Source organism: Halapricum sp. CBA1109, assembly GCF_009741825.1.
Classification (GTDB): domain Archaea; phylum Halobacteriota; class Halobacteria; order Halobacteriales; family Haloarculaceae; genus Halapricum.
This window is the reverse complement of the sequence record NZ_WPCA01000032.1, coordinates 1-22735: the sequence shown is the minus strand read 5'-3', so window position 1 is coordinate 22735 and position 22735 is coordinate 1. Positions and strand designations below refer to the sequence as shown.

Sequence of the window (22735 nt, the reverse complement as noted above, 5' to 3'; positions counted from 1 at the left end):
ACAGCGAGAACAGCAGGTAAGGGACGACGAACAGCGCGACGAACAGGACGCCGAGGACGAGCAGAGTACGGCGGCGGCGGTCCCGGCCGCCGCCGTCCACGCCGGGTGGTCGACCGTATCGAGTGCCATACTCGCGGTTGGCCCGCCGGCGATATAAGCGTGGCTCAGAACTGGTAGCGCCGGTCGTCGTGGGTCGTCCTGTGGCATCGCTGTTCCCGGCCGGCGCCGGCGCCGCCGGTCATCTGGTCGTAGGTCATCCCGGAGAGGTACTCGTCGTAGGTCACGTCGTACTTACTGCGGAGGTGAAAGTCCAGTTGGCCCGTCTCGACGGCCGTCTGGAACAGGGCGTGGACGCCGCGCCGGAGCAGTTCGTCCGGGTCGTCCGGTTCGAACGCGGCGACGAGCATCGCCAGTTCGGTTCGGGTCTCCCGGTCGAGCGAGACGGACAGTTCCTCGCCGAGGTCACCGGCGCCGTCGGTCACGTCCGCGTCGAGGTCATCCAAGGTCATAGCGGACCCAACCCGCCGACGCTGAAACCGTTTTCGGAGGACCGTGCGAGCGGATCGCAATGGGTTTAAGACCCGGTCGCCAGTAGCTTTTCTAACCGACTGATGTCTCCCGGACCAGACGACGGGCGTGGCGGCGGGCTCTTGCAGTCGCTGGTCCCGGGACCCATCCGGCGGCACAACGCCGCCAAGTTCGTCGTCGCGTTGCTCGTGGTGGTCGCCGTCGTCGCCGCCGTCGGTCTGGTCACGTACGTCCAGATCCAAGACACCATCCGGGACGACGCCACGTCGAAACTGGAGCGCTCTGCGGAGATGCAGGCCGCGACGGCCGGCGAGTGGGTCGACGGGATGGGGACCCGAACCGCCGCCGTCGCCGACTCGCGCCACCGGCCCGACCCGGATGCGGGACAAGGAGCTATCGCCGCCTACCTGCAAAACGCCAGCCAACGCTCCGGTGACCGCGTCCTCGCCATCCACTACGTCGATACCGAACAGAGTCAGGTCCTCGCCAGCACCGACCCGGACCTCGGGGGCGGTCACTGATACAGGTCGACCGGCCGTGGGCAAGCGCCGACACGACGCTCCTCGACGGCGGCCCGGACGTGCGGGTGGCCGATAGCCGCTACACCCGCGACGGGGCGTCCGCGGTGGCGTTCGCGGCCGCCATCGACGACACCGACCGCATCGTCCTCGTCGGTCGGCCGACGACGGCGCTGGCGTCGCCGGCCACCCGGGCGGACGTGACGACGCACCTGCTCACCGGTAGCGGCCAGTCGATGGCCGACAGCGGCCCGGATTCGCTCGCCGACGCCGACGCCTTCGGGACGGCCCGGGAGGGGTCGACGACGACCGCCGAGGCCGACGGGCAGATCCGCGCGTACACTCCGGTCGACGGGACCGACTGGGTCGTCGTCTCGACGGCCGACACGGACGCGCTCTACACCGTCAGCGGGACCGTCGGGCGAAACGTCGTCGTGTTGGTGGTCGCCGGCCTCGTCTCCGTCCTCGTCGTCGGGAGCGTCCTCGGCCGGCACGTGGTGTCGCCGCTGGTCGAACTCCGCGACCGGACCGAGGACATCGAGGACGGCCGTCTGGACGTCGACCTCTCGACGGACCGCGAGGACGAGATCGGACGGCTCTACCGGTCGTTCGGGAGTATGCGCGACGCTCCGGGCGCAGGTCCAACAGGCAGAACAGGCCAAACGCGAGGCTGAGGCCTCCCGACAGGAGATGGAACGACAGAACCGCCGCCTCGATCAGTTCGCCTCGACGCTCTCACACGACCTCCGGAACCCGCTCGCGGTCGCCCGCGGCCACGTCGAGTTGCTCGGCACCAAACTCGACGACGACGAGGAACTCACCGACCACGTCGAGAAGATAGACGACGCCCACGACCGCATCGACTCGATTATCGACGACGTCCTCACCCTGACTCGCAAGGGCGAGTCCGTCGACGAGGTCGAGCGCTTCGCCCTCGAGGACATCGCGACGGAAGCGTGGGGGAACATCGACAACAAGGACGCTGAGTTGACCGTCGCACAGAGCATCACCATCGAGGGCGACCGCTCCCGGCTGTTGCGCGCCCTGGAGAACCTCTTCCGGAACTCCATCGACCACGTCGGCCCCGGGGTCAGCGTCACCGTCGGTCTGACCGAGGACGGCTTCTACGTGCAGGACGACGGCCCGGGCATCCCCGACGAGGAGATGGGGAACATCTTCGAGTACGGTCACACCACCAGCGAGGACGGGACCGGCATCGGCCTCTCCATCGTCAAGACAATCGCCGAGGCCCACGGCTGGACGCTGTGGATCGACGGGACCTACGAGGGCGGCGCCCGGTTCGTCTTCGCGGACGTCTTCGAGAGCGAACAGCGCGTCTTCGAGGAGTCGGCGTTCACGTGGGACAACGCCGAGAGCAACGGCTGACTGTCATCGGAGCCGTAGGACGGTACGTTTTTGCCTGTGGTCGGGAACCGTGAGATATGGCTGAGGTCAATCCGTTCGAGAGTCTCCAAGAGCAGCTATCCGACGCTGCCGCGTACGTCGACGTCGAGCCGGGGATGCTCGACCGTCTACAAAGCCCCGAGCGAGTCCTCGAGACGACGCTCTCCGTCGAGATGGACGACGGCTCTATCGAGACGTTCGAGGCCTATCGGTCCCAATTCAACGGCGACCGCGGCCCCTACAAGGGCGGGATACGGTACCACCCACAGGTGTCCCGCGCGGAGGTCAAGGCCCTCTCGGGGTGGATGGTGTACAAGTGTGCCGCCGTCAACATCCCCTACGGTGGCGGGAAAGGCGGCATCAAACTCGACCCGCGGCAGTACAGCGACGCCGAGATAGAGCGCATCACGCGGGCGTTCGCCACCGAACTCCGGCCGCTGATCGGCGTGGACAAGGACATCCCCGCCCCGGACGTCAACACCGGCCAGCGGGAGATGAACTGGATCAAAGACACCTACGAGACCCTCGAAGACACCACCGAACCGGGCGTCGTCACCGGGAAAGCACCCGAGAGTGGCGGGAGCGCGGGCCGCGTCGAGGCGACCGGCCGGTCGGTGATGCTTGTCGTCCGCGAGGCGTTCGAGTACTTCGACCGGGACATCACCGACGCCACCGTCGCGGTGCAGGGCTACGGCAACGCCGGGTCCGTCGCGGCGAACCTGATATCCGACCTCGGGGCCGACGTCGTCGCCGTCAGCGACTCCAGCGGGGCCATCCACGACCCGGACGGCCTCGACACGCAGGCCGTCAAGGAGTTCAAACGCGAGACTGGCAGCGTCACCGGCTACGACGGTGCGACCGAGGAACTGAGCAACCAAGAGCTGCTGACGATGGACGTCGACGTCCTCGTCCCCGCGGCTTTAGAGAACGCCATCGACGCCGACCTTGCGACCGACGTGCGTGCCGACATCATCGCCGAGGCCGCGAACGGGCCGCTCACGCCCGACGCCGACGAGGTACTCGCCGACCGTAACGTCCACGTCATCCCCGACATCCTCGCCAACGCCGGCGGCGTCACCGTCTCGTACTTCGAGTGGGTCCAGAACCGCCAGCGCTTCTCCTGGACCGAACAGCGCGTCAACGAGGAACTCGAACGGCTCATCACGGCAGCCTTCGACGACCTGACAGAGACCTACGAGGCACGGGACGTACCGAACTTCCGGACGGCGATGTACGTCGTCGCGATGAACCGCGTCCTGTCGGCCGCCGACGAGGCCGGCGTCTTCCCCTGACGCTCGGCGACTTCGACAGCGTGAAACCGACGCGGCCGAAGGGAGAGCCAATGAGCGAGACGGCTCTCCCCGAGGACCTCGCCGCCGTCCGGTCGGCACTTACCGAGTGGTATCGCGACGACCACCGGAGCTACCCGTGGCGGGAGACGACCGACCCCTACGCCATTCTCGTCTCCGAGGTGATGAGCCAGCAGACCCAACTGGACCGGGTCGTCGACGCGTGGACCGACTTCCTCGACCAGTGGCCGACGGCCGCCGACCTCGCGGCCGCCGACCGCGCCGACGTGGTCGCGTTCTGGACCGACCACAGCCTCGGCTACAACAACCGCGCGAAGTACCTCCACGAGGCCGCCGGGCAGGTCGTCGGGGAGTTCGACGGCGAGTGGCCCACCGACCCCGAGGGCTTGCAGGAACTGATGGGCGTCGGGCCCTACACCGCAAACGCCGTCGCCAGTTTCGCCTTCGACAACGGCGACGCCGTCGTCGACACCAACGTCGAGCGAGTCCTCTATCGGGCCTTCGACGTGCCCGACGACGACAGCGAGTTCGAACGCGTGGCCAACGAACTGCTCCCCGAGGGCGACTCGCGGGTGTGGAACAACGCGATCATGGAGTTGGGCGGGGTGGCCTGCGGAAAGACGCCCTCCTGTGACGCCGCGGAGTGCCCGTGGCGGGAGTGGTGTCACGCCTACGAGACGGGCGATTTTACCGCGCCCGACGTGCCGACTCAGCCGAGTTTCGAGGGCAGTCGCCGGCAGTTTCGGGGTCGGGTCGTCTCCATCCTCAAAGACGCCGAGGAACTCGGCGTCGACGAACTCGGCCCTCGCGTCCGCGTCGACTACGCGCCCGGGAGCGACAGCGAGGGGGGCCGCGAGTGGTTGCTCGGCCTCCTCTCGGACCTCGATTCGGACGGCCTCGTAACCGTCGAGGGCGAGGGCGAAGACGCCGTCGCGCGACTGCGGCGGTGACCCTCGGGACTTTTCTCCTGTCGGCCACAGTCCTGCGATATGACCGACCAGACGCGAGTCGTCGCTATGGCGGGGAGCCTGCGGGACGGGAGCTACACCCGGCTGGCGCTCCGGGTGGCGCTCGATGCGGCCGAGCGGACGGGCGCGGAGACGGAACTGATCGACCTCCGGGAGCTTGACCTGCCGGTGTACGACGCCGATGCCGACGACGCGGGCGACGCCGAACGGTTGCGGGCGGCGGTCGGGCGCGCGGACTCAATCCTCCTCGGGACGCCCGTCTATCACGGCTCCTATGCCGCGCCGCTGAAGAACGCGCTGGACTACTGCGGGTTCGAGGAGTTCGAGGACAAGACCGTCGGCCTGCTCTGTGTGGCCGGCGGCCGCTTTCCCGTGACGGCGCTGGACCACCTCCGGTCGGTCTGCCGGGCGCTGAACGCGTGGGTCATCCCGCATCAGGCCGCGATTCCGAAAGCGCGGACGGCGTTCGAGGACGACGAACTGGTCGACCCTGACGTCGCCGAACGGGTCGAGACGCTCGGCCGGGAGGCGGTCCAGTACGCGTTCATCGAACCGGACCCGGCCACCCTCGAGAGCGAGGAGAACGTCGGGGCGCACGCCGAGGACCCCTGACCGGTTTCCAAACGGACTAAGCGATGGGTCGCCAACGGGCGGCCGTGACACAGTGGATCGAGGACCCCGACGGCGGGCGTGACCGCGGCCCGCGGGCCATCCTCAGGGCGTGGTACGAGGTGTTGACGCGTCCGCGGCGCTTTTTCGACGCCGGCGTCGCGCCGGCCGATCAGGCGCCGGGGCTGTTCTTTCTGGTCGCCGTCGTCCTCGTCGAGGAGACGAGCCGCTATCTCTTAGTGGCCGACGCCGCACCGGTGGTCAGCGGCCAACAGCTACTGGGCGCGGTGCTGGCGCTCGCGCTGACGGCGTTCATCGTCGCCCCGGTGGCGCTGCACTTGTTCGTCGCCGTCCAGACGGTGCTTCTGTGGCCGTTCGTCGAGGAGCGAGCGGGCGTCAGCGAGACGGTGCAAGTGATGGCGTACGCGACTGCGCCGTGTGCGCTCGCGGGGATTCCGATACCGGAACTCCGGGTCGCCTGTGCGGCCTACGGGGCCGTCCTGCTGGCCGTCGGGATGAGCGTGGTCCACGACGCGCCGCTGTCGCGCATCGTACCGGCCGTCGCCCTGCCGGCGGCGTTCGGCTTCGGCTACGCCTTCCGCGGGTTCGGGGCGTTGACGGCGGTGCTCGCGGGCGACGGTGCGCTCGCGGCGCTCGTGGGATAGTTTATGGTCGCCCGCGCCGACGGCGACGGTATGCTGACGCTCGACTTGGAGAACGTGATGTTGGAACTGGACGACGGGACGATCAAACACGTCGGCGCCTCCGACGCCGCGGCCGCGGTGTCGCTGTACGACGCGACCGACGTCGAGGTCCGGCCGTTCGGCGATAGCCGCGTGAAGCTAGCCGTCGCCGACGGCGAGGGCAACGAGGTCGAACTCGCGCTCACCCCGGCACAGGCCGAGTCGATAGCCGCCGACATAGAGTCCCTCGAAGGCAATATCGCCGACGAGTAGCCGCTTATCGCCAGAGAGCGACCGCCGGGCACGGTCGACGGCCGGACTCGGCGGGCGAGCGACCGGCGGGTCAGTATCGACAACAGTTTTAATCCCGACCCGTTTTGAGAGACTAATGAGTTCGTGTATCATTTGCGGCACGTCTGTCGACGGGCGGATCTGTGACACGCACCAAGAGGACGTAATGTTCGAGTTCCGCGGGTCCCGACCGGGGCAACTCACCCCGGGTCGGTACTACCGCGGGTCGGTCGACGGGTTCGCCGAGTTCGGCGTCTTCGTCGACATCGGTGACAGTGTGACGGGTCTGCTTCACGAGAGCGAGATAGACCAGCGACTGGACAACCTCGACTGGGAACCGGGCGACACCGTGTTCGTCCAAGTAAAGAACGTCCGGGACAACGGCAACATCGACCTCGGCTGGTCGATCCGACAGTCCGAACGGGAGTTCCGCGGGCACCTCATCGACGACCCGAGCGAGGACCACCCCATCCTGCCGGAGGAGGACGAGGAGGGAAATGAGCAGTCGGGGAGTTCGGCGTCGGCCCGCGGCGGGTCGTCGTCCGGGTCCCCGAGCGACGACGTGACCGAAGAACAGAGCGACGACGCAACCGAAGAGCCGGACTCCGAGGCGTCCGCCGACGAGACGCCGTCCGAGGACGGATCGGACGAAAGCGACGACGACGACGAGGCCATCCGCACCGCGTCGAGCGGGAGTTCCCACGGCGAGACGGGCGCGGTCAGGACCCGACAGGCCGAGACCGAGCGCTCCGAAGACGCACAGACCGAAGTCGTCGAGGACACCGACGAGACCGAAGACGTCGAACGAGTCGACGTGGCGACGCTGTCGGAGTCGATGGGCGAGACGGTCGCCATCGAGGGTGTCGTCGAGAGCGTCCGCCAGACCAGCGGTCCGACGGTGTTCGAACTGCGTGACGGGACCGGGACTGTCGACTGCGCCGCCTTCGAGGAGGCCGGCGTCCGGGCGTTCCCCGAGATAGAGGCCGACGAGATAGTGCGGCTGGTCGGCGAGGTGCGGGAGCGGCGCGGCGAGATACAGGTCGAGACGGAGACGCTGACGGCGCTGACCGGCGACGACGGCGACGTCGTCACCGACCGGATGGAGTCGGCGATGGTCGCGAAGGCCCGCCCGGACGCCGTCGACCCGCTCGTCGAGGACACCGCGGTCGCCGCCCTGAGCGGCTCGCTCCGGGACGCCGCGGGCGCGATCCGACGGGCCGTCTTCGAGGAGCGCCCGGTCGTGGTCCGCCACAGCGCCACCGCCGACGGCTACGTCGCCGGCGCGGCCCTCGAACGCGCGACGCTCCCGCTGGTCCGCGAACAGCACGCCAGCGAGGACGCCGAGTACCACTACTTCGACCGCCGGCCGCTGGAAGGCGACGTCTACGACATGGACGACGCCACCAAGGACGTGACGAACATGCTCAGCGCCCGCGAGCGCCACGACGAACCGTTCCCGCTGTTCGTGTTCGTCGCCGCCGGCGGCACCGCCGGGTCGCTCGACGGACTCGAGTTCCTCGACGTCTACGACGCCCCGCGGGTCGTCGTCGACACCGTCGCCGAGGACGACGTCCTCGACGTCGTCGACACCGTCGTCAGCCCCGACGGCGACGTGGCCGAACAGCGGACCGTCGACGGCCGACTCGACGGCCCGACCGCCGCGGTGCTCGCCGCAAACGTCGCCGCTCACGTCAACGAAGTCGTCCGCGAGGACCTCACCCACCTTCCGGCGATCAGCTACTGGGAGGACGTCCCCGAGCGCTACGCCGAGGCCGCCGACGCGGCGGGCTACGACGCCGACGCCGTCGCGGACATCCGCGACGCAATCGCGCTGGAGGCGTACTACCAGTCATACGAGGACAAGCGCCAACTCGTCGCCGACCTGCTGTTCGACGGCGACGCGGACGAGGAGGGACGCGGCCTCGCCAGCCACGTCAGCGAGCAGTTCCGGACGAAGTTGGAGACGGCCATCGAGACGGCCGAGGCGAACCTCGACACGCGGACGGTCGACGGCGTCGACGTCGCCGTGCTGGACACCGAGTCGTTCACCCACCGCTTCGACTTCCCGCCGGAGACGCTGTTGCTCGACGAGTTGTTCCGCCGCACCCGCGAGGACGCGGCGGCGCTGGTCGGCGTCTCGACGACGACCTGCACCTCCGGAGCGACGAGGCGATAGACGTCCGGACCGTCGCCGACGAGGTGGCCGAGGCGGCCCCGAACGCCGGCGTTTCGGCCGGTCGACCCGGTCGAAGGAGCTCACCTTCCTCGTCGGCGAGCGTGACGCTGTGCTCGACGCCGTCGTCGACGCCGTCGCCGACCACCTCGCCTGAGGCCGGAGAGCGACACGCTTAATCGTTCGACGCCCCCACTTCTGTCCAGTACAGTGGCCACGAGTACCGACAGCGACGACGTGTTCGAGCGGGTGTGTGCGGAGCTTCTGGCGGGCATCGAGGCCGGCGAGATAGACCGGGACAACCTCGAAGCCAAAAAGCGGGAGGTCTGCTCGAAACACTCCGCCCCGAAGGTGCCGAAAAACTCCGAGCTACTGGATTACGCGCCGGACGACCGCCGCGAGGACCTCGAATCGGTCCTGCGGCGCAAGCCCGTCCGGACCGCCTCGGGCGTCTCGCCGGTGGCCATCATGACCTCGCCCCACCGGTGTCCCCACGGGAAGTGTCTCTACTGCCCGGGCGGCCCGGACTCGGAGTTCTCCTCGGCCCAGAGCTACACCGGCAACGAACCGGCGGCCGCCCGCGGCCAGCAGAACGACTACGACCCCTACGGGCAGGTCACGCTCCGCCTGAACCAACTGCGGGAGATCGGCCACCCCGTCGACAAGGTCGAGTTGATCCTGATGGGTGGGACGATGACCGCCCGGAGCCACGACTACCAGGAGTGGTTCGTCAAGCGCGCGCTGGAGGCGATGAACGACTTCGACCCCGGGGCCGAGCCCGAACCGAAGGAGGGCGTCAGCTTCGCCGAGGACCGCGCGGACTACGAGTTCAACTACACCGAAGACGTCATCGCCGAGAACGAGACCGGCAGCGTCCGCAACATCGGGACCACCTTCGAGACCAAGCCCGACTGGTGTGACCCAGAACAGATCGACCGGATGCTCCGTCTCGGCGGGACGAAAGTCGAGGTGGGCGTCCAGACGACCTACGAGCGGATCAACCGGGAGATGCACCGCGGCCACGGCATCCAGGCCTCCATCGACGCGACGCGACGCCTCCGGGACGCCGGGTTCAAGATCGGCTACCATATGATGCCGGGCCAACCCGGGATGTCCAAGGAGATGTGTATCGAGGACTTCCGGCGCATCTTCGAAGATTCGGAGTGGCGGCCGGACTACCTCAAGATATACCCGACGCTCATCGTCGAGGACACCGTGACCTACGATATGCACCGCCGCGGGGAGTTCGACCCGCTGACCAGCGAGGAGGCCGCCGACCTCGTCGCGGAGATAAAGGACCTGATCCCGCCGTACACGCGCCTCCAGCGGGTCCAGCGTGACATCCCCGCCGACCACATCGAGGCCGGCGTCCAGAAGTCCAACCTCCGGCAGTTGGCCCGCCAGGAGATGGACGGCACCGACCTGTCCTGTGACTGCATCCGGTGTCGTGAGGTCGGAATGAACGACGAGGACCCACAGGAGGTGACGCTCGACACAATCGAGTACGAAGCCGGCGGTGGCACCGAGCAGTTCATCAGCTACGAGGACCGCGACCGGGACCTCCTCGTGGGCTTTTGCCGTCTTCGATACCCAGATGACCCCGTGCGCGAGGAGTTAGAGTCGGCCGCGCTGATCCGGGAGTTGCACGTCTACGGCAACCAAGTCGGCGTCGGCGAAATCGGCGACGGCGGCAGCGAGACGCCGGACTGGCAGCACAAGGGCTACGGGAAGAAACTCATCCGCGAGGCCGAACGCCGCGCCCGCGACGCCGGCTACGAGAAGCTAGCGGTCATCAGCGGTATCGGCGCTCGCGAGTACTACCGGAACAAACTCGGCTACGAGCAGGACGGCCCGTACGTGAGTACGGAGTTGTAGGCGATACCGAACGAGTCGGGTGTGGCATTCTGGCCGATCCGGTCCCGTCAGGACGTGCGGTGACGTGACCGCTCAGAGTACGACTTCGGCGTCGGTGAGCAGTTCCTCCTTGGCATCTTCGGCTTCCGGCCCCTCCGGGACAAGGGTCGGTTCGGACACGGTGTCGTCGAACCGGTCGGGGTCCGGTGAGAGGGTGTCGAGTACCTCCGCGAACTGTGGGCCGTTCCGTCCCGTGACGTTGACGATGCCGCCGTACTTGCGCTGCTCGAACGGCGTCGTCTCCGGGTCCGGGAACTCGTCTCGCATCCGGTCGACGCTCTCGCGGAGATACTCTGCGACCTTGTGCTGGGAGTACTGGCAGTCGGCGTAGAGTTGCTCCTGGTCGTCCCCGTCGAGTTCGGCAGCGACGTGCGCCGTGGACTCACACCGGACCGCCACCGAGGAGACATCGCCGGTGAGAAAGCTGAAATTGACCGTGAACGAGTCCGGATAGCGGAGGATAACTAAAAAGAAAATCTGCTCGTCGACCGTGTAGAGTTCCTGCAACCGGTAGTACGACTCTAGGTAGTACGCTGCGAGTGCCCCGATCCAGTCGTCACGCTCGCCGTTGAGGTACGCGGTCGCAACAGTGTCGTAGTTCTCGCCGGCGACCTGTTGCAAGCGGTGTTCGAAACTCCGTCGTATCGCGGCCAGTTCGTCCTCGTACACGTCCGGCAACGGGACGTTCGGGTCGTCGAGGAGCTCACTCTTCCGGACGCCGCCGTCCGCGAGTCGGGCCATATTCTCGTGGAAAGTTCGTTCTGCCTCTCGGTCCGTCAGCGGCATTCGAACTGCTCGTTGGCGTAGGATCTCCGACCCGGACTCCATCCGTTCACGCCAACGGTCCATAGTCCCAATACTAGTCATACACCGACATTAACTATTCGAACTTTCAGATTGTGGCCTCCCGTGAGGCGGTGTTCGTTTCTGTATCACCGAACCGTGTCCTCCACGCGGTGTGTGCGAGGATGGAAGACGCGGCGGTCCGACAACGCTTAGCCCGCCGACGCGGTAGCCCCGTCCAAGATGGTCATCGAACTCGACGGGACACACACGTCGGCCCGCATTATGGCCGACGACGAGTCGCTGATAGAGGCGTCGGCGAGAGAGCAGATACAGGAGTTGATCGACCATCCGGCCTTCACCGAACCGGTCCGGGTGATGCCAGATACCCACTGGGGAGCGGGCGCGCCAATCGGGTTCACGATGCCGCTGGGCGAGCGCATCGTCCCGAACATCGTGGGCGTCGACGTCGGCTGCGGGATGGCGGCGACGAACCTCGGCCCGGAACTCCCCCTTGCGGACGCCGAACGCGAGCGCCGGGTCCGGGCGGCCGTCCCGATGGGGCGGTCGGTCCACGACTACGACGACGCGCCCCACCTCGTCGAGCAGTTCCCCTTCGAGCGGGCAAACGAGGTGTTCGAGCGCTTCGACGACGCCTACGAGGCGCGGTTCGGCGAGCGCATCGACCCGCTCTGCTTCGAGTTCGATGGCTACGACGGCGAGTACTTCAAATCGCTCTGTCGGCGGGTGCTCTCCCGGAAGTCACAGGGGATGGAGCACGTCATCAAGAGCGCGGGGACGCTGGGCGGGGGCAACCACTTCGTCGAGTTCGCCCGCGCGCAGACGACCGGCGACTACTGGCTGGTGATCCACAGCGGCTCCCGGTATCTCGGCCTCGCGGTCGCCGAGTACTGGCAGGAGCGGGCGAGTGACCTCCGCGACGCCGACGCGGTGCGAGCGGCCATCGACGAGGGCGACCACAAATACCTCAAGTTCGACCCCGAGACGGTGAGCGACGCCGACCTCCATGCGTGGGTGACCGGCGGCAAGGGCGAGTCACACATCGACCGCGACGCCGTCATCTCGGACCTCGACGGGAAAGAGATAGAGCACGCCTTCGACCGCCTGAAGGATATCCAACCGGACCCCGACGAGCGGAACACGGACCTCGACTATCTGGAGGGCCGGGAGGGCCACGGCTACCTCGTGGACATGCTGTTCGCCCAGCAGTACGCGCGCTGGAACCGCGAGTTGATGAGCGACGCTATCTGCGAGGCGCTGGGCGTCGACCCACGCGACCGGTTCCAGTCGATTCACAACTACATCAGCTTCGAGGATATGGTGATCCGGAAGGGCGCGACGCCGGCCCACGAGGGCGAGCGGTTGGTCGTTCCGTTCAATATGGCCGAGGGGTCCATCATCGCCCGCGGGAAGGGCAACGACGAGTGGCACGACACCGCACCGCACGGCGCGGGCCGGACGATGAGCAGGCGCGAAGCCAAAAAGCAAGCCAGCGTCGAGGAACTGGAGGCGGAGATGGACGGCGTCTACTCCGAGTCGCTCGTCCCGTCGGTGCTCGACGAGGCACCGCTCGCGTACAAGTCGGCCGAGCACATCAGCGACGCCATCGAACCGACCGCCGAGATAGTGGAGTGGTTGGACCCCGTTCACAACCTCAAGGCGACGTAGCGTCCCGGAACGGCGAACGGGGGTATCGTCGTTTCGCTCTGTCACGAACGACAGGGAACGTAGCACAATATGTTTCGGTCGGAGGGGAATAGAGCGGGAGGATGACACGGGACGAGACGACACGACGGGCACTGCTCCGGGGAGCGGGTGCCGCGGCCCTCGCGCTACCGCTCGCGGGGTGTGCGTCGGACGATTCAGGAACGCCCTCACAGGACGGTTCGCCGTCGACGAACGCGACGCCGTCGGGGACACCGACGGGAACGCCGGCCGCCTCGACCGACGGGCGCTCTCCGAGCGACGCGCGGACCATCTACCAGTACTACCACACCGACTGGACCGAGATAACGGCGACGCTCCCGACGCTCGCCGCACAGGGCTACGACACTATACAGGTACCGCCGGCCCAGCACAGCCGCATCTACGAGCGTGAACAGGACGAGAACAACCAGCCACCGCTGGGGTACCAACCGATAGACCTCCAGAACTTCGACAGCGAGTTCGGTACCGAGGCCGAGTACGAGGAGATGATCGCCACGGCCCACGAGAACGGCATCGAGGTCATCGCCGACGCCGTGGTCAATCATATGGCTGCCGGCGACACCTACTTCGAGCGGCGAGTCACCGTCGAGGACCTCCCGCAGTTCACCGAGGACGACTTCCACGAGTCGTGTTCCATCGACTATCAGGACCCCGAGTCCGTCGAGAACTGCTGGTTGTTGGGACTCCGGGACCTCGATCAGTCACAGGACGACGTGAACGATCACCTCCGGGAGTACATCGAGAAGTACGCGAACCTCGGTGCCGACGGCATCCGGTGGGACGGTGTCAAGCACATCCCGGAATCGTGGTTCAGCGACCACGGCGAGGTGTGGGCGGACGAACTCGGCCTGTACACCCTCGGCGAGGTGTTCGACGACCGCGTCGACACGGTGCTTCCCTACACCGAGACGGGGATGTCCACCGCGACGGACTACCCGCTGTACAACCGTCTGCAGACTGCCTTCGACACGTATCCGTCGGGGGACCTCACCGCGCTGGACGGCCCGTCGGTCCACGCCCGGCGGCCCGAGAAGGCGCTCACGTTCGTCGCGAACCACGACAGCGGGCCGGCGGACCTCCCGGAACTCGCCTACGCCTACATCCTGACACAGGAGAGCGATGCCCGCGTCTACAGCGGCGTCGTCCCGGTCGAGGACGACGCGATCAGGACGCTCATCGACGTCCGGAACGGCGTCACCGCCACCACCTCGACCAGACACGAACTGACGCGGACGGAACTGTGCTACGAGTGGGACGGCGACCTGCTGGTCGCGTTCAACGTCGGCGCCGACCCCGTCTCGCTGGACGTGACCACCGACTTTGCCGACACGACGCTGACCGACGCGACCGGCACCGGCGACGACGTCGAAGTCGCTGGTGACGGCGCGGTCACAATCGACGTACCCCCCGAGGAGTACGTCTGTTACCGCGAGGCGTAGTCGCCGACGTATTCGGGCAGAGCGGCCACACACCGCTCGCCGGGGAACTATCAAGTAGCGTACTCCGGTATACCCGCGTATGCTCCTCGCCGGCAGCGACGACGGCGTGTACCGCCTGCAGGACATCGGTGACCCGGAGGCGACGGCCGAACGCGTTCTAGAGACCGACCGGGTCTATCGGCTCCGGCAGTTCGACGGCCTCGACGGCCTTTTGGCGGCCTCGGTGTCGGGGCTCTATCACACCGCCGACGGACGGGACTGGCACCGACTCGGTGTCCCCGAAGACGAGGTGTACGCCGTCGCCGCGTCCCCGTCGGGCGAGACGATATACGCCGGCACCCGGCCAGCCCACGTCTACGCGGCCGACGCCGGCGACGGACTGCCGACCGACGGGAGCGACTGGACGGCCCTCCCCGGGTTCGAGGACCTCCGGGAGACGGCCGACTGGGGTCTCCCTCGCCACGACGGGGTGGCACAGGTGCGGAGCCTCCACACGCATTCGGACACGCCGGACCGTCTCGTCGCGGGCTTGGAGGTCGGTGGCGTGTTCGTCAGTGACGACCGCGGCGATACGTGGGTGGCGAGACACCCGACTGGGTTCGACGCACCCCACACAAACGATGTCCACGAACTCGCGCAGGGCGACAGCGGGGAGTACGTCGCCGCCACCGGGAGCGGCCTCTACCGGACGACCGACGCCGGGCGGACGTGGGCGCGTCTGGACGACGGGCACTCCCAGCGGTACTTCCGGGCTGCGCTCGTCCACGACGGAGTCATCTACGCCGGCGGCGCGCACGGCCCATCTCCCACGTGGAACGACGACACCGACCACGCGCTGTTTGAGTCCCGTGACGGGACGGCCACCGAGACGGTCACCACTCCGGCGTCCGAGGAACTGGCTATCGGCTGGTGTGTCGCCGAGGGGGACGTCCTCGCGGCGACACATCGCGGGACAGTCCTGCGACGCGCGCCGGACGGCTACGAGGCCGTCGGGTCGGTCCCCACGCCCGGTGGGCTCCGCGGGCGGTATCTCCCGGTGACGTGGCTGTCGACCTGACAGCGCGGCGGTCCCGACTCGTCGCCCTGCGCTCGTCGGAACGCCTTTGATGGTTTGTCCCCAAGGGAGAGCAGATGACACGCTCGCCGTACGATGCCTGGTTGTTCGACCTCGACGGGACGCTGGTCGACATCGAGTTCGACCACGCCCGCCGGGTGCTGGGCGCCGTCGGCGACCGGATCGGCTACGACTTCTCCGACCGGGAGATAGAGCGCCTCTGGCACGGCCTCGGCGGCGAGCGAAACGCCCAACTGCGGCGCTGGGGCATCGACCCCGAACCGTTCTGGGCGGCCTTCCACGAACTGGAGGACCCACAGCGCCGCGCCGAGGCGACGTACCTCTACGACGACGCCGCGCGATTGCTCGACACCATCGATGCCCCGACGGGCATCGTCACTCACAGCCAGACCCACCTCACCGACCCGATTCTCGACAGTCTCGACCTCCGCCGGTACTTCGACGTGGTCGTCTGCTGTGACGACGACCTCGGGTGGAAGCCCGACCCGGCGCCTGTCGAACGGGCGCTCGACGGACTGGGCGTGAACGGCGACCACGCCGGCGTACTCGTCGGCGACAGCCCCGGAGACGTGGGTGCGGCGTGGAACGCCGGCCTCGACGCGGTCCACGTCGAGCGCTTCGACCACGACACCCGCGGGCAGTGCGTCCGGGCCGACCGCCGGGTGTCACGCTCGACGAACTGCTGACAGCACGTCTCGCGTGATTTCCCCGCCGGCTCAGTGGGTCCCCTCGCCCGCGGGTTCGTTCTCGGCGTCCCACTCCCGAGCCACTGGGTCCTCGCTGGCGATACGCTCACAGAGCCACGCGACCGCCCGCTCGACGGCCGCGCCGTCATCGCCGGTCACCTTCAGGCGGTTGTGTCGGGCCTCCCGGTCGGGATAACAGCCCACGCGGACGCCGAAGCGCTCGCTCGCCTCGTCTAACGTTCCGACGATGTTGGCCTCGGGTTCGGTGGTGTAACAGAACGCCGACTCCCGCTCGCCCGAGAACTCCCCGGCGACGCGCTCGAACATCGCCGTCATCTCCCCGGGGATACCCGGCAGGACGTAGACGTTCTCCAGCACGCACCCCGGCGCGAGTCCCTCCTCGTTCAGAAGCGGGCGGCTCCCCTCGGGAATCGAGGCCTCGGCATCGACGTCGATGTCGAGGTCCGGAACCGACTCGTCGATAGCGTCCAGCGTCGAAGTCACGTCCGCGCGGGCCTGTTCGCTGACGACCATCCCGCGGTCGAAGGCCGCCCCGACGGCCTCCATCGTGATGTCGTCTGGCGTCCCGCCGATGCCGCCCGTGACCACGACGGCGTCGAAGGCGTCGCTGTAGGCCCGGACGCGGTCCTCGATGACGGCGGCGTCGTCGGGCACCGCGAGGATGCGCTCGACGGCGACGCCGCGGTCGGTCAACTGCGTGGCCAGCCAACTCGCGTTCGTGTTCTCGGTGTCGCCGGCCAACAGTTCGTCGCCGACGGTCAGGAGTGCGACCTGCATCGACGGTCGTTCGGACTCCAGCGGTGTCAGCGTTCCGCCGGTTCGTACCCCGCGAGCGATTCGAGGACCGACCCCTCGGCGACGGCGTCGGCGAGCGCGACAACGCCCGCCTTCTCGCGCCGGTCGGCGGCCGCGACGACCCGGACCGTCTCCTCGCCGAGCGGAACGAACCCCATATCTAGCTGCTCGGCCGTCACGGCCAGTCCGAGGCCGGCGTCGGCGTCACCGGCCAGCACCGACCGACCGGGGCTCTCGTGGGCGCGTGCGGTCCGCTCGTAGCCGTGGATACGGTCGGTCAGGGCGTCGCGGTCGGTGTCCCGGTCGGCCGCAAGCGCGTCCAGCGCGTCGTCGAACGTCGCCCGGAGGCCGCTGTCCCGCGGCCGGTTGACGAAGGCGTACTCGCCGTCGACGAGACCCGAGAGCGAGTCGATGCCGCTGTCGTCGGGGACGAGCAGTCCCCACTCGCGGGTCCACTGGCCGACCGTCTCGGCACCCCCTGGGGCGTCGACGGGGCCGCTGAGGACGGCCACGTCCGCGATGCCCTGTTCCAGCCGTCGGACGCCCTGCCGGGCGCCGTCGGCCAGATACCGCGGCCGGTCGACGGCGTCGAGCAACCGCGACAGCGCGGGGTCGTCCTCGCCGACGCCGACGAGCGTCGGGACCCGGACCGACGGGGAGAAAAGCTGGACCCTCACGGCCTCGCCGGCCGCGAGTTCGTTCGTGTCCGGGTCCATCGCGACGACGCCGTCGGCGGCCGTCAGCGACGTGGTCGCGCCGCTGCCCTTGTCGACGGGGTAGACCAGCGTCCGGCCGTCGCCGGCCTCGACGAGTCCCACTGGGACGTACCGGAGCCGACCCTGTTCGTAGCGCTCGCGGACGGCCATCTCGCCGTCGACGGTCGCCGTCCGCGGTTCGGGCCGGCCAGAGGCCTCGCGTATCGCGGGCGCGACGAACGTCCGGAAGATGGTCAGCGCCGAGACGGGGTAGCCCGGCAGGCCGACGTAGGCCGCGCCGTCGAGTTCGCCGACGAGCATCGGCTTGCCCGGCTTGACCGCGACGCCGTGGACCCGCAGTTCGCCCAGATCCTCGATGACGCGGTAGATGACGTCGACGGTGCTGGCGCTCGTCGACCCCGAGGACAGCACGAGGTCACAGTCAGCGGCCGCTTCCCGGAGGACCGACTCCAGCGCGTCCAAGTCATCGCCGACGTGGGGGTAGGTGACCGCCTCGCCGCCGGCGGCCTCGACGCCCGCCGCGACGGCGTGGGTGTTCACGTCGTATATCTGGCCGGCGTCGTGGTCGAGGCCCTCGCCCGGTCGGACGAGTTCGTCGCCCGTCGAGACGATGCCGACCCGCGGCGGCGCGACGACCGGTACCGAGTCGAGGCCGAGGGCGGCGAGCAGTCCGATCTCCCGGGCGGTTATCTCCGTCCCCGGCGAGAGCGCGCGCTCGCGGCGGCGATGTCGGTGCCCGCGAGCATCACGTTCTCGCCCGGCGTCACCGCGTCTCTGACCGCGACGGTGTCCTCTTCGGGGCGGTCGGTCCGTTCGACGATCACGACGGCGTCGGCGCCGTCGGGCATCACCGCACCCGTCGACACCTCGACGGCCTGTCCGTCGCCGACGCTCGCGGTCGGTCGCTCGCCGGCGTGGACCGCCCCGGCCACGTCGAGTTCGACGGGGTCGTCCTCGCCCGCGCCGAAGGTGTCCCGCGCGTCGACGGCGTAGCGTCCATACTCGCTCGGTCGAACCCCGGGACGTCGATGGTCGCGTCGACGCGCTCGGCCAGCACGCGGCCCGCGGCCGCCTCAAGCGGGACCGTCTCGCTCCCGGCGTCTATCGGCAACTCGGCGATGGTCTCCCGGACCGACTCCGGGGCCGCGAGGTCGCGGAACTGGACCCGGTCAGCCATCGTACTCCCAGTTCTCGACCGCCACTGTCTCGCCCGCGGGGACGCCCTCGCGGGCCTCGGGGACCACGACCCAACCGTCCGCCCGTGCGACGCTCGAGAGGACGCTCGCCCCGCCGACGCGCGTCGGTTCCGCGACCGGCCCGTCCTCTCCCTCCCGGAGGGCGACGCGGGCGAACGTCCGGACGCCGACCTCGCTGGCTACTTTCCGGTCCAGTCGCGCCTCGGTCGTCGGGTGCGGTGGTTCCGGGAGGCGGCCGCGGTGTTTCAGCAGGGGCCGCAGTATCTGGACCGCGCCGACGATGCAAGAGACGGGGTAGCCGGGCAACATCACGATTGGCCGGCCCTCGATGACGCCGACACCGACGGGGTGGCCGGGCTTTATCGCCACGCCGTGGACGAGCACCTCGCCGAGGTCCTCGACCACGTCGGCGACGAGGTCACGCTTGCCGACGGAGGACCCGCCGGTCGTGACGACGATATCTTTCGTCAGGTCCCGTTGGAGGGCGCTCCGGAGGGCGGCCCGGTCGTCCGGGACCACGTTGCGGTAGGTCGCGGCCCCGCCCCAGCGCTCGACGAGTCGGGAGACGGTCAGCCCGTTGGTCTCGATTATCTCGCCCGGGTCGGGGTCACGCTGGACCAGTTCCTCGCCCGTCGGGACGACGCCGACGCTGGGTCGCTGGTAGGCCGTGACCTGCCGGACGCCGGCGGCCTTCAGCAGACCGAGGTCGGTCGCCCGCAGGCGGTGGTCCGCCTCGAACAGCGTCTCCCCGTCGGCGACGTCCTCGCCGACCGGACCGACGTTCTCGCCCTCGGGGACCGCCGTCTCGATGTCGACGACGCCCCCCATTTCGGTCGTCGCCTCGACTTTGACGACGCGTCGGCCCCCTCCGGGAGCGGACTGCCGGTGTGGACCCACTGGGCGCTGCCCTCGGGGAGGGGCCCGTCGGCGTCCGCCTCGCGGGCGTCCAGTGTCACCGGTGACCGGTCGCTGGCGTCGAAGGTGTCGCCGGCGCGGACGGCGTAGCGTCCATCGCGGCGCGGTCGTAGTGCGGGACGGCCCGGCGCGCGGTCACGGCATCGGCGAGGACGCGGCCCTCGGCCGCGGACAGCGCCACCGTGTCGGTCCGGTGGATGGGGTCGACGGCCGCCCGGAGCGTCTCGCGGAGCGCTCCGAGGCGAGTCACGTCACCGAACCCGCTGGTGTCGTCGCTCATACTCTCCCCTTCGGCGGACGCCCCAAAAGCCTCGCGGGCGTGAGCGGCCCGGACTCACTGCTCGCTGCCGGTACGGTCGGCGGCCGCATCCTCGTAGTCGGGCCGGCGCAGGCCGAAGGCCGCGCCGCTCGCGACCAGGGACGCGGCGATGGCGGCCGGTTCGGTCAGGAGGATCGGATCGGCGACGAACGTCTCCTGAGTGAGGACCGTTCCGATGGCCAGATCGACCGTGAGCGACGCCGCGAGCGCCAGCGAGACGGTTATCGACGCGACGACACCGTAGTCCGCGAGTCGGTCGCGGTCGGACCGCCGGCGGTGGTACTCCCACCCGCCTCTCGCGTTCCGGCTACCGCTTGCAACCCGGTAGACGCTGAACCCGACGCCGAACGCGACCGGCCCCGCGTACAGTTCGCCGACTGTCGCGAAGAGGCCGACGTACAGCGGTGCTGCCGCCGCGCCGAACCCGAGCAGTCCGAGGCCCCACAGCCACCACTGTGATCGCATCACCGGACACTTCTCGGCCCACTGTCTTGTCGATTCCGGCATCGGACGATGTCGGTACAGTGAAAGGATCGTCGCGCGAACCGCCGGCTATGCGTGTTCTCCCCTTCGCCGTCCCGGGCGTCGTCGCCGCGCTCGGTGCGGGTATCCTCCTGTTCGCCGGCCGCGAACTGTGGTACGCGCTCCGTATCTACCGCGGCGATCCGACAGCCATCGCCGACGCGGTCAACGACCCCGGCCCGGTCGAACTGCAGGGCGTCGCACGGCCGGAGAACGGGACTGTCCGCTCGCCCTTTTCCGACAGCGAGTGCGTGATCTGTGAGTGGGAAGTCGAACGCGAGTACGCGAGCAGCGGGATGGGCGGAACCCACTGGGAGACGGAAGTCGACGGCCTGATGGGCGGTCCGTTCGCTCTGGACGACGGCACCGCCCGCTGTCGGGTCGAACCGGCCGGTTCGGACCGGCAGTTGCAACCACAGCGGGTGTCGGTCCCGGCGGGCACCGAACTCCCCGACCGCCTCGTCTCCTTCGCCGCCGACCACCCCGAAGTAGAGACCAGACCGACCGGCACGGGCGCGCCGCGGGCGGCCCACGACTATCGGTTCGTCGAGCGGCGACTAGACGCCGGCGAGACGTGTTTCGTCTACGGCTACGGCCACTACGACAGCGGTGTCGGGCGGGGTGCCGGCTGGGTCAACCTCGTCGTGAACGGCGACGGCGCGCGGCGGTTCCTGATCGCCGACACCCGCGCCCGCGGCGTGGCGTGGGAACTGGTCAAGACGGGACTCGGCGGCGTCGTCGTGGCGCTGGTCGTCCTCTTCGGCGCAGCGGTGGCGTACGCGATACTCGCGTAGGGAAGCGTGGCCGTGACCGCCGTCCTTTTGCATATCCCACCCGAACGGGGAGGTATGTCAGCCCTGCGTGACGCGTTGCGAGAGCTGCCCGAGCCGGTGTACGCCGACCTGCTGGAGAGCGAGGAGGCGTACATGCTGATCGTCGACCTCCCCGGAGCGACCGCCGACACCGTCGACGTGCGCGTCGAGGGCGGCCGACTGGTCGTCGAGGCCCGCCGGCAGAAGGACCTCCCCATCGAGTTCGAGTACGTCGAGGAGGACCGCGCGCTGTTTCTCGACGTCGAACTCCCGCTCCCGCCGGACGCTACCGGGAGCGGTGCCGAGGGGACCGTCGAGCGCGGCGTCCTCGAACTGCGGTTGCCCAAGCAGACCGCGGCACCATCGACCGATATCCCCATCGACGAGGGCTGATAGTGTTTATTGTAGCTGTTTACCGGTGCGACCGCCCGCATTCCGGCGGTCGATACCGAAACGACCTACAAGAAACACTATGAGGTGGGGTGGCACCTCGTGAACCTCCGCGCCTACCGGCGGTTTCTCACGGTCGTCCGCCAGTTCCTGCCGCTGGCACTGGCGTACGCCCGTGACCGCCACCGGTTCCTGCTGTTCGGGGCGTCCCGGCAGGTCAGCAGTCAGGAGCGCCGCCGCCGCGCACAGACGCTTTTGGACACGCTTTTGACCCTCGGCCCGACGTTCATCAAACTCGGGCAACTGCTGTCGACCCGCCCCGATGTCCTCCCGCCGGAGTACGTCGACGAGTTCTCCGCGTTGCAAGACAGGGTCCCGCCGGCCGACTGGAGCGAGGCACGGGTCGTCCTCGAAGACGCCGTAGGCCCGATAGACGAGCGGTTCAGCGACTTCGACGAGGAGGCTATCAGCGGCGCGAGCCTCGGACAGGTCTACTACGCCGAAGTCGACGGTGACCCGGTCGCGGTGAAGGTCCGCCGGCCGGGCATCGAGGACCTCGTCGAGGCCGACCTGAAGGTAATCAAGTGGTCGCTCCCGGCCGTGATGTGGTTCGTCGACGACGCCCGGTCGTTCTCGCTCCGGACGCTGGCCGACGAGTTCTCGAAGACCATCCGCGAGGAGATGAACTACGAGCGGGAGGCGGAGATGCTCACCGAGATACGGAGCAACTTCCGGGACAACGACGATATCCGCATCCCGCCGGTCGTCGAGAGCCACTCGACCGATCGCGTGCTGACGATGGAGTACCTCCCCGGGACGAAAATAAACGACCTCGACGGCTTGGACGAGAAGGGCATCGACCGCAGCGACCTCGCGGAGACGCTCACCCGCGCGTACTTCCAGATGATCATCACCGACGGCGTCTACCACGCCGACCCCC

The 22735-nt window shown here is 68.6% G+C and carries 21 protein-coding genes and 3 pseudogenes; 17 read left to right on the top strand and 7 right to left on the bottom strand.

Annotated features, from left to right (window positions below; all coding sequences use genetic code 11):
- Positions 1–164 precede the first annotated feature (164 nt).
- Positions 165–509: a hypothetical protein gene (locus GJ629_RS05540; RefSeq protein ID WP_157512113.1), complete on the bottom strand. Its 345-nt coding sequence runs from the start codon at positions 507–509 to the stop codon at positions 165–167.
- A 102-nt stretch (positions 510–611) separates the two neighbouring features.
- Here GJ629_RS05540 and GJ629_RS05535 point away from each other — a divergent pair, with 102 nt between their 5' ends.
- From GJ629_RS05535 to GJ629_RS05490, 10 genes and pseudogenes are all read left to right on the top strand, one after another.
- Positions 612–1049, top strand: coding sequence for a hypothetical protein (locus GJ629_RS05535; protein ID WP_157512112.1), 438 nt, complete (start codon positions 612–614; stop codon positions 1047–1049).
- Positions 1050–1114: 65 nt separating this feature from the next.
- Complete coding sequence (locus GJ629_RS05530) at positions 1115–1720, top strand: HAMP domain-containing protein (protein WP_157512111.1); 606 nt, start codon at positions 1115–1117, stop codon at positions 1718–1720.
- A 16-nt stretch (positions 1721–1736) separates the two neighbouring features.
- Positions 1737–2432 (top strand): HAMP domain-containing sensor histidine kinase, encoded by a 696-nt coding sequence (locus tag GJ629_RS05525; protein WP_157512110.1) that lies wholly within the window; start codon positions 1737–1739, stop codon positions 2430–2432.
- Between the two features lie 56 nt (positions 2433–2488).
- A complete protein-coding gene (locus GJ629_RS05520) occupies positions 2489–3742 on the top strand; it encodes a Glu/Leu/Phe/Val dehydrogenase (protein ID WP_157512109.1) in 1254 nt (417 codons plus the stop codon).
- Positions 3743–3792: 50 nt separating this feature from the next.
- Entirely contained in the window at positions 3793–4710 is a 918-nt protein-coding gene (locus GJ629_RS05515; protein WP_157512108.1) for an A/G-specific adenine glycosylase, read from the top strand.
- Positions 4711–4749: 39 nt separating this feature from the next.
- Positions 4750–5340 (top strand): NADPH-dependent FMN reductase, encoded by a 591-nt coding sequence (locus GJ629_RS05510; RefSeq protein ID WP_157512107.1) that lies wholly within the window; start codon positions 4750–4752, stop codon positions 5338–5340.
- A gap of 44 nt (positions 5341–5384) precedes the next feature.
- On the top strand, positions 5385–6002 hold the full coding sequence (locus GJ629_RS05505) for a YIP1 family protein (RefSeq protein WP_370515798.1): 618 nt from the start codon (positions 5385–5387) through the stop codon (positions 6000–6002).
- A 3-nt stretch (positions 6003–6005) separates the two neighbouring features.
- On the top strand, positions 6006–6293 hold the full coding sequence (locus GJ629_RS05500; protein WP_231754505.1) for a hypothetical protein: 288 nt from the start codon (positions 6006–6008) through the stop codon (positions 6291–6293).
- A 115-nt stretch (positions 6294–6408) separates the two neighbouring features.
- Positions 6409–8641, top strand: a pseudogene (locus tag GJ629_RS05495) (OB-fold nucleic acid binding domain-containing protein).
- A gap of 53 nt (positions 8642–8694) precedes the next feature.
- On the top strand, positions 8695–10359 hold the full coding sequence (locus GJ629_RS05490; RefSeq protein WP_370515795.1) for a tRNA uridine(34) 5-carboxymethylaminomethyl modification radical SAM/GNAT enzyme Elp3: 1665 nt from the start codon (positions 8695–8697) through the stop codon (positions 10357–10359).
- Positions 10360–10431: 72 nt separating this feature from the next.
- Here GJ629_RS05490 and GJ629_RS16080 read toward each other — a convergent pair whose 3' ends face one another.
- The gene (locus tag GJ629_RS16080) at positions 10432–11226 is read right to left on the bottom strand and encodes a hypothetical protein (protein ID WP_370515797.1); all 795 of its coding nucleotides are present in this window, start codon (positions 11224–11226) and stop codon (positions 10432–10434) included.
- A 198-nt stretch (positions 11227–11424) separates the two neighbouring features.
- Here GJ629_RS16080 and GJ629_RS05480 point away from each other — a divergent pair, with 198 nt between their 5' ends.
- The 4 genes from GJ629_RS05480 to GJ629_RS05465 all read left to right on the top strand — a co-directional run bounded on the left by GJ629_RS05480 (position 11425) and on the right by GJ629_RS05465 (position 16109).
- Positions 11425–12870 carry an RtcB family protein gene (locus GJ629_RS05480; protein ID WP_157512103.1) on the top strand — a complete coding sequence of 482 codons (1446 nt, stop codon included), beginning with the start codon at positions 11425–11427 and terminating at the stop codon, positions 12868–12870.
- Between the two features lie 101 nt (positions 12871–12971).
- A complete protein-coding gene (locus GJ629_RS05475) occupies positions 12972–14348 on the top strand; it encodes an alpha-amylase domain-containing protein (RefSeq protein WP_157512102.1) in 1377 nt (458 codons plus the stop codon).
- 79 nt (positions 14349–14427) lie between these two features.
- Positions 14428–15405, top strand: coding sequence for a WD40 repeat domain-containing protein (locus tag GJ629_RS05470; RefSeq protein WP_157512101.1), 978 nt, complete (start codon positions 14428–14430; stop codon positions 15403–15405).
- Between the two features lie 74 nt (positions 15406–15479).
- The gene (locus GJ629_RS05465; protein WP_157512100.1) at positions 15480–16109 is read left to right on the top strand and encodes an HAD family hydrolase; all 630 of its coding nucleotides are present in this window, start codon (positions 15480–15482) and stop codon (positions 16107–16109) included.
- Positions 16110–16139: 30 nt separating this feature from the next.
- Here GJ629_RS05465 and GJ629_RS05460 read toward each other — a convergent pair whose 3' ends face one another.
- The 5 genes and pseudogenes from GJ629_RS05460 to GJ629_RS05445 all read right to left on the bottom strand — a co-directional run bounded on the left by GJ629_RS05460 (position 16140) and on the right by GJ629_RS05445 (position 20578).
- On the bottom strand, positions 16140–16907 hold the full coding sequence (locus GJ629_RS05460) for a molybdopterin-binding protein (RefSeq protein WP_157512099.1): 768 nt from the start codon (positions 16905–16907) through the stop codon (positions 16140–16142).
- Between the two features lie 26 nt (positions 16908–16933).
- Positions 16934–18818, bottom strand: a pseudogene (locus GJ629_RS05455) (molybdopterin biosynthesis protein).
- Positions 18811–19146, bottom strand: a complete 336-nt coding sequence (locus tag GJ629_RS17905) for a hypothetical protein (protein WP_231754507.1) — start codon at positions 19144–19146, stop codon at positions 18811–18813. The pseudogene GJ629_RS05455 and the gene GJ629_RS17905 overlap by 8 nt, the downstream one beginning before the upstream one ends.
- Positions 19138–20032 (bottom strand): annotated as a pseudogene (locus tag GJ629_RS05450) (molybdopterin molybdotransferase MoeA); the annotation flags it as partial. The pseudogene GJ629_RS05450 and the gene GJ629_RS17905, both read right to left, overlap by 9 nt.
- Before the next feature lie 54 nt (positions 20033–20086).
- Positions 20087–20578 carry a hypothetical protein gene (locus tag GJ629_RS05445; RefSeq protein ID WP_157512098.1) on the bottom strand — a complete coding sequence of 164 codons (492 nt, stop codon included), beginning with the start codon at positions 20576–20578 and terminating at the stop codon, positions 20087–20089.
- Between the two features lie 47 nt (positions 20579–20625).
- Between GJ629_RS05445 and GJ629_RS05440 the strand changes: the two genes are divergently transcribed.
- From GJ629_RS05440 to GJ629_RS05430, 3 genes are all read left to right on the top strand, one after another.
- Entirely contained in the window at positions 20626–21387 is a 762-nt protein-coding gene (locus GJ629_RS05440; protein WP_157512097.1) for a hypothetical protein, read from the top strand.
- 54 nt (positions 21388–21441) lie between these two features.
- The gene (locus GJ629_RS05435; RefSeq protein ID WP_157512096.1) at positions 21442–21798 is read left to right on the top strand and encodes an Hsp20/alpha crystallin family protein; all 357 of its coding nucleotides are present in this window, start codon (positions 21442–21444) and stop codon (positions 21796–21798) included.
- Between the two features lie 99 nt (positions 21799–21897).
- On the top strand, positions 21898–22735 hold an 838-nt coding region (locus GJ629_RS05430), incomplete at its 3' end, for an ABC1 kinase family protein (RefSeq protein ID WP_370515796.1).

What these genes read in the sequence shown, in the direction of transcription:
- GJ629_RS05540 (WP_157512113.1), bottom strand. Translation starts at nt 509, where the DNA reads ATGACCTTGGATGACCTCGACGCGGACGTGACCGACGGCGCCGGTGAC.
- GJ629_RS05480 (WP_157512103.1), top strand. Translation starts at nt 11,425, where the DNA reads ATGGTCATCGAACTCGACGGGACACACACGTCGGCCCGCATTATGGCC.
- GJ629_RS05515 (WP_157512108.1), top strand. Translation starts at nt 3,793, where the DNA reads ATGAGCGAGACGGCTCTCCCCGAGGACCTCGCCGCCGTCCGGTCGGCA.
- GJ629_RS05435 (WP_157512096.1), top strand. Translation starts at nt 21,442, where the DNA reads ATGTCAGCCCTGCGTGACGCGTTGCGAGAGCTGCCCGAGCCGGTGTAC.
- GJ629_RS05520 (WP_157512109.1), top strand. Translation starts at nt 2,489, where the DNA reads ATGGCTGAGGTCAATCCGTTCGAGAGTCTCCAAGAGCAGCTATCCGAC.
- GJ629_RS05475 (WP_157512102.1), top strand. Translation starts at nt 12,972, where the DNA reads ATGACACGGGACGAGACGACACGACGGGCACTGCTCCGGGGAGCGGGT.
- GJ629_RS05500 (WP_231754505.1), top strand. Translation starts at nt 6,006, where the DNA reads ATGGTCGCCCGCGCCGACGGCGACGGTATGCTGACGCTCGACTTGGAG.
- GJ629_RS05460 (WP_157512099.1), bottom strand. Translation starts at nt 16,907, where the DNA reads ATGCAGGTCGCACTCCTGACCGTCGGCGACGAACTGTTGGCCGGCGAC.
- GJ629_RS16080 (WP_370515797.1), bottom strand. Translation starts at nt 11,226, where the DNA reads ATGGAGTCCGGGTCGGAGATCCTACGCCAACGAGCAGTTCGAATGCCG.
- GJ629_RS05465 (WP_157512100.1), top strand. Translation starts at nt 15,480, where the DNA reads ATGACACGCTCGCCGTACGATGCCTGGTTGTTCGACCTCGACGGGACG.
- GJ629_RS05535 (WP_157512112.1), top strand. Translation starts at nt 612, where the DNA reads ATGTCTCCCGGACCAGACGACGGGCGTGGCGGCGGGCTCTTGCAGTCG.
- GJ629_RS17905 (WP_231754507.1), bottom strand. Translation starts at nt 19,146, where the DNA reads ATGTTGCCCGGCTACCCCGTCTCTTGCATCGTCGGCGCGGTCCAGATA.
- GJ629_RS05470 (WP_157512101.1), top strand. Translation starts at nt 14,428, where the DNA reads ATGCTCCTCGCCGGCAGCGACGACGGCGTGTACCGCCTGCAGGACATC.
- GJ629_RS05445 (WP_157512098.1), bottom strand. Translation starts at nt 20,578, where the DNA reads ATGCCGGAATCGACAAGACAGTGGGCCGAGAAGTGTCCGGTGATGCGA.
- GJ629_RS05440 (WP_157512097.1), top strand. Translation starts at nt 20,626, where the DNA reads ATGCGTGTTCTCCCCTTCGCCGTCCCGGGCGTCGTCGCCGCGCTCGGT.
- GJ629_RS05525 (WP_157512110.1), top strand. Translation starts at nt 1,737, where the DNA reads ATGGAACGACAGAACCGCCGCCTCGATCAGTTCGCCTCGACGCTCTCA.
- GJ629_RS05510 (WP_157512107.1), top strand. Translation starts at nt 4,750, where the DNA reads ATGACCGACCAGACGCGAGTCGTCGCTATGGCGGGGAGCCTGCGGGAC.